The sequence below is a fragment of the Streptomyces durocortorensis genome, from assembly GCF_016901035.1.
GTDB lineage: Bacteria > Actinomycetota > Actinomycetes > Streptomycetales > Streptomycetaceae > Streptomyces > Streptomyces durocortorensis.
The window spans coordinates 17,784-21,481 of sequence record NZ_JAFEUF010000121.1 but is presented as its reverse complement, the minus strand read 5'-3'; the positions used below and the strand labels follow the sequence as shown (position 1 = coordinate 21,481).

Annotated in this window: 3 protein-coding genes; all 3 read left to right on the top strand. The window is 73.2% G+C overall.

The features are described 5' to 3' along the window. Nucleotides 1-872, top strand: an 872-nt coding sequence (locus JS521_RS21635; protein ID WP_205084602.1) for a MurR/RpiR family transcriptional regulator, incomplete at its 5' end; no start/stop codon positions are given. A 71-nt stretch (nt 873-943) separates the two neighbouring features. After that, entirely contained in the window at nt 944-1,933 is a 990-nt protein-coding gene (gene murQ, locus JS521_RS21630) for an N-acetylmuramic acid 6-phosphate etherase (protein ID WP_205084601.1), read from the top strand. A gap of 51 nt (nt 1,934-1,984) precedes the next feature. Next, the gene (locus JS521_RS21625; protein WP_205084600.1) at nt 1,985-3,553 is read left to right on the top strand and encodes a PTS transporter subunit EIIC; all 1,569 of its coding nucleotides are present in this window, start codon (nt 1,985-1,987) and stop codon (nt 3,551-3,553) included. Nucleotides 3,554-3,698: the final 145 nt, after the last annotated feature.

Below are 3,698 nucleotides of genomic sequence, written 5' to 3'. Positions count from 1 at the left end.
CCCCCGCGGCCCTCGCCGCCAAGGTCCGGACCCTCGCCCCCTCCATGACCCGCTCGATGCAGCTGGTCGCCGAAGCCGTGGCGGGCGACCCGGCCGGCTGCGCCGCCCTCACCGTCACCGGTCTCGCCGAGCGCACCGGCACCAGTGAAGCCACCGTCGTCCGCACCGCCCGCCTCCTCGGCTACCCCGGCTACCGGGACCTGCGCCTCGCGCTGGCCGGCCTCGCCGCGCACCAGGAGTCCGGCCGGGCCCCCGCCGTCACCGCCGACATCGCGGTGGACGACCCGATCGCCGACGTGGTCGCCAAGCTCGCCTACGACGAGCAGCAGACCCTCGCCGACACCGCCGCCGGGCTCGACACCGTACAGCTGGGGGCCGCCGTCGCCGCCGCGTCGACCGCCCGCCGCATCGACATCTACGGCGTCGGGGCCTCCTCCCTCGTCGGCCAGGACCTGGCGCAGAAGCTGCTCCGGATCGGCCTCATCGCCCACGCCCACATGGACCCGCACCTCGCGGTGACCAACGCCGTGCAGCTGCGCAGCGGCGACGTGGCCATCGCGATCACGCACTCCGGCTCCACCGGTGACGTGATCGAGCCGCTGCGGGTCGCCTTCGACCGCGGGGCGACCACGATCGCGATCACCGGGCGGCCCGACGGGCCCGTGACGCAGTACGCGGACCATGTCCTCACCACGTCCACCGCGCGCGAGAGCGAGCTGCGCCCCGCCGCCATGTCGAGCCGGACGAGTCAGCTGCTCGTCGTGGACTGCCTCTTCATAGGCGTCGCGCAGCGGACGTACGAGACCGCCGCGCCCGCCCTGGCCGCCTCCTACGAGGCGCTCGCCCACCGCCACACCCCGCGCACCCGCTGACCGCGCCCCGCCGCCCCACCCCGTACGAGACCGAACACAGCGAGAAGACCGAGAAAGCCGAGCCGCACCCCATGACCTCCACCACCGACGCGAACCCCGACACCCCCGGCACCACGGGCTCCCCCGACGCCACCGGTACGTACGGCGAGCTCCGCGCCCAGCTGGCCACCCTCACCACCGAGGCGTTCCGCCCCGAGCTGGCCGAGATCGACCGGCTGGCCACGCAGGAGATCGCCCGGATCATGAACGGCGAGGACGCCACCGTCCCGGCCGCCGTCGCCGAGCGGCTGCCGCAGATCGCCGCCGCCATCGACGCCACCGCCGAGCGCATGGCCCGCGGCGGCCGGCTGATCTACGCGGGCGCCGGCACGGCGGGCCGCCTCGGGGTGCTGGACGCCAGTGAGTGCCCGCCCACCTTCAACACCGACCCGTCCGAGGTCGTCGGCCTGATCGCGGGTGGCCCCTCCGCCATGGTCACCGCCGTCGAGGGCGCGGAGGACAGCAAGGAGCTGGCCGCCGCCGACCTGGACGCGCTGAAGCTGACCGCCGACGACACGGTGGTCGGGATCTCCGCCTCCGGCCGCACGCCGTACGCGATCGGCGCGGTCGAGCACGCCCGCGCGCAGGGCGCACTCACCATCGGGCTCTCCTGCAACGCGGACTCCGCGCTGGCCGCCGCCGCCGAACACGGCCTGGAGATCGTCACCGGCCCCGAGCTGCTCACCGGCTCGACCCGGCTGAAGGCGGGAACGGCACAGAAGCTGGTCCTCAACATGATCTCGACGATCACGATGATCCGGCTCGGCAAGACGTACGGGAATCTCATGGTCGACGTGCGCGCTTCCAACGAGAAGCTGCGCGCCCGCTCCCGGCACATCGTCTCCCTGGCCACCGGCGCGTCCGACGCCGCGATCGAGGCCGCCCTCACCGCCACCGACGGCGAGGTCAAGAACGCGATCCTGGTCGTCCTCGGCCTGGTCGACGGCCCCACCGCCGCCCGGCTCCTGACCGAGTCCGACGGCCACCTCCGCGCCGCCCTCGCGGCCGTACACACCACCTGACCCACCCGGGTACCCCAACCCCACCCCCCGCACAGCAAGGCACCGAGCACCATGGCCACAGAAGACAAGAACCGCGCCACCGCCGCCGCGATCCTGCCGCTCGTCGGCGGTGCCGCGAACGTCGCCTCCATCGCCCACTGCATGACCCGGCTCCGCCTCGGGCTGCACGACCGGACCCTCGTCGACGACGAGGCGCTGAAGGCCCTGCCCGCCGTGATGGGCGTCGTCGAGGACGACACGTACCAGATCGTCCTGGGTCCGGGCACGGTCGCCCGGGTCACCCCGGAGTTCGAGCAGCTGGTCGAGGAGGGCCGCGCGGCCGCCCCGGCACCGGCACCGGGTGACGCCCCCGCCGTCTCGGCCGACGAACTGGCGGCGCAGGGCGCGGCGATCAAGGCCCAGCAGAAGGCGAAGAACGCCACGCCGTTCAAGCTGTTCCTGCGCAAGATCGCCAACATCTTCGTGCCGCTGATCCCGGCCCTCATCGGCTGCGGGATCATCGCGGGCCTCAACGGCCTGCTGGTGAACCTGGAGTGGCTGCCGTCCGTGACGCCCGCGCTGGCGGCGATGGCGTCCGGCTTCATGGCGCTGATCGCGGTGTTCGTGGGCTACAACACGGCGAAGGAGTTCGGCGGTACGCCGATCCTGGGCGGCGCGGTCGCGGCGATCATCGTCTTCCCGGGCGTCGCGAACATCGACGCCTTCGGCCAGACCCTCTCTCCGGGCCAGGGCGGTGTGCTCGGCGCGCTGGGCGCGGCGGTCCTCGCCGTGTACGTGGAGAAGTGGTGCCGCCGCTGGGTGCCGGAGGCGCTGGACGTGCTGGTCACGCCGACGCTGACGGTGCTGATCTCCGGCCTGGTGACGATCTTCGGCCTGATGTACGTGGCCGGGGAGATCTCCTCCGCGATCGGCACGTTCGCCGACTGGCTGCTGTCCAACGGCGGCGCGGGCGCGGGCTTCGTCCTCGGCGGCCTGTTCCTCCCTCTCGTCATGCTGGGCCTGCACCAGGCGCTGATCCCGATCCACACCACGCTCATCGAGCAGCAGGGCTACACGGTCCTGCTCCCGATCCTGGCGATGGCGGGCGCCGGCCAGGTGGGCGCGGCGATGGCGGTCTACTTCCGCCTCCCCCGCAACGAGTCGATCCGCCGCACGATCAAGTCCGCGCTCCCGGCGGGCCTGCTGGGCGTCGGCGAACCCCTGATCTACGGCGTCTCGCTTCCGCTGGGCCGCCCGTTCATCACGGCGTGCGTCGGCGGGGCGTTCGGCGGCGGCTTCGTCGGCCTGTTCAACCAGCTCGGCGACACGGTCGGCTCCACGGCCATCGGCCCGTCCGGCTGGGCCCTGTTCCCGCTCCTGGACGGCAACCACGGCCTGGGCTCGACGATCGCGATCTACGCGGGCGGCCTGCTGGTGGGCTACGTCGCCGGCTTCCTGGCCACGTACTTCTTCGGCTTCAGCAAGGACCTGCTGACCGAGTTCAACGTCTCCCAGGAACCGGCCCCGTCCACGGTCGCCGCCACGGGCGGCACGACCCCCGCACCGGACGCGGGCCGGCCGAACGGCCCCGGCGGCACGGACTCCGGTACCGACCCGGCCAAGGCCCCGGCGGGGGTCTGACCACGAGGCAGCAGCCGACGAACGTCCGCGTACAGTCCTTCTCCCACGGCTCCCGGGGCCCCCCCCAGGGCGGCGCCGGGGGGCGAACAACGCGGGGGCGAAACACCCCGGCCCCAAAAAAAACGACACCGCCGCCGGAAAAAAA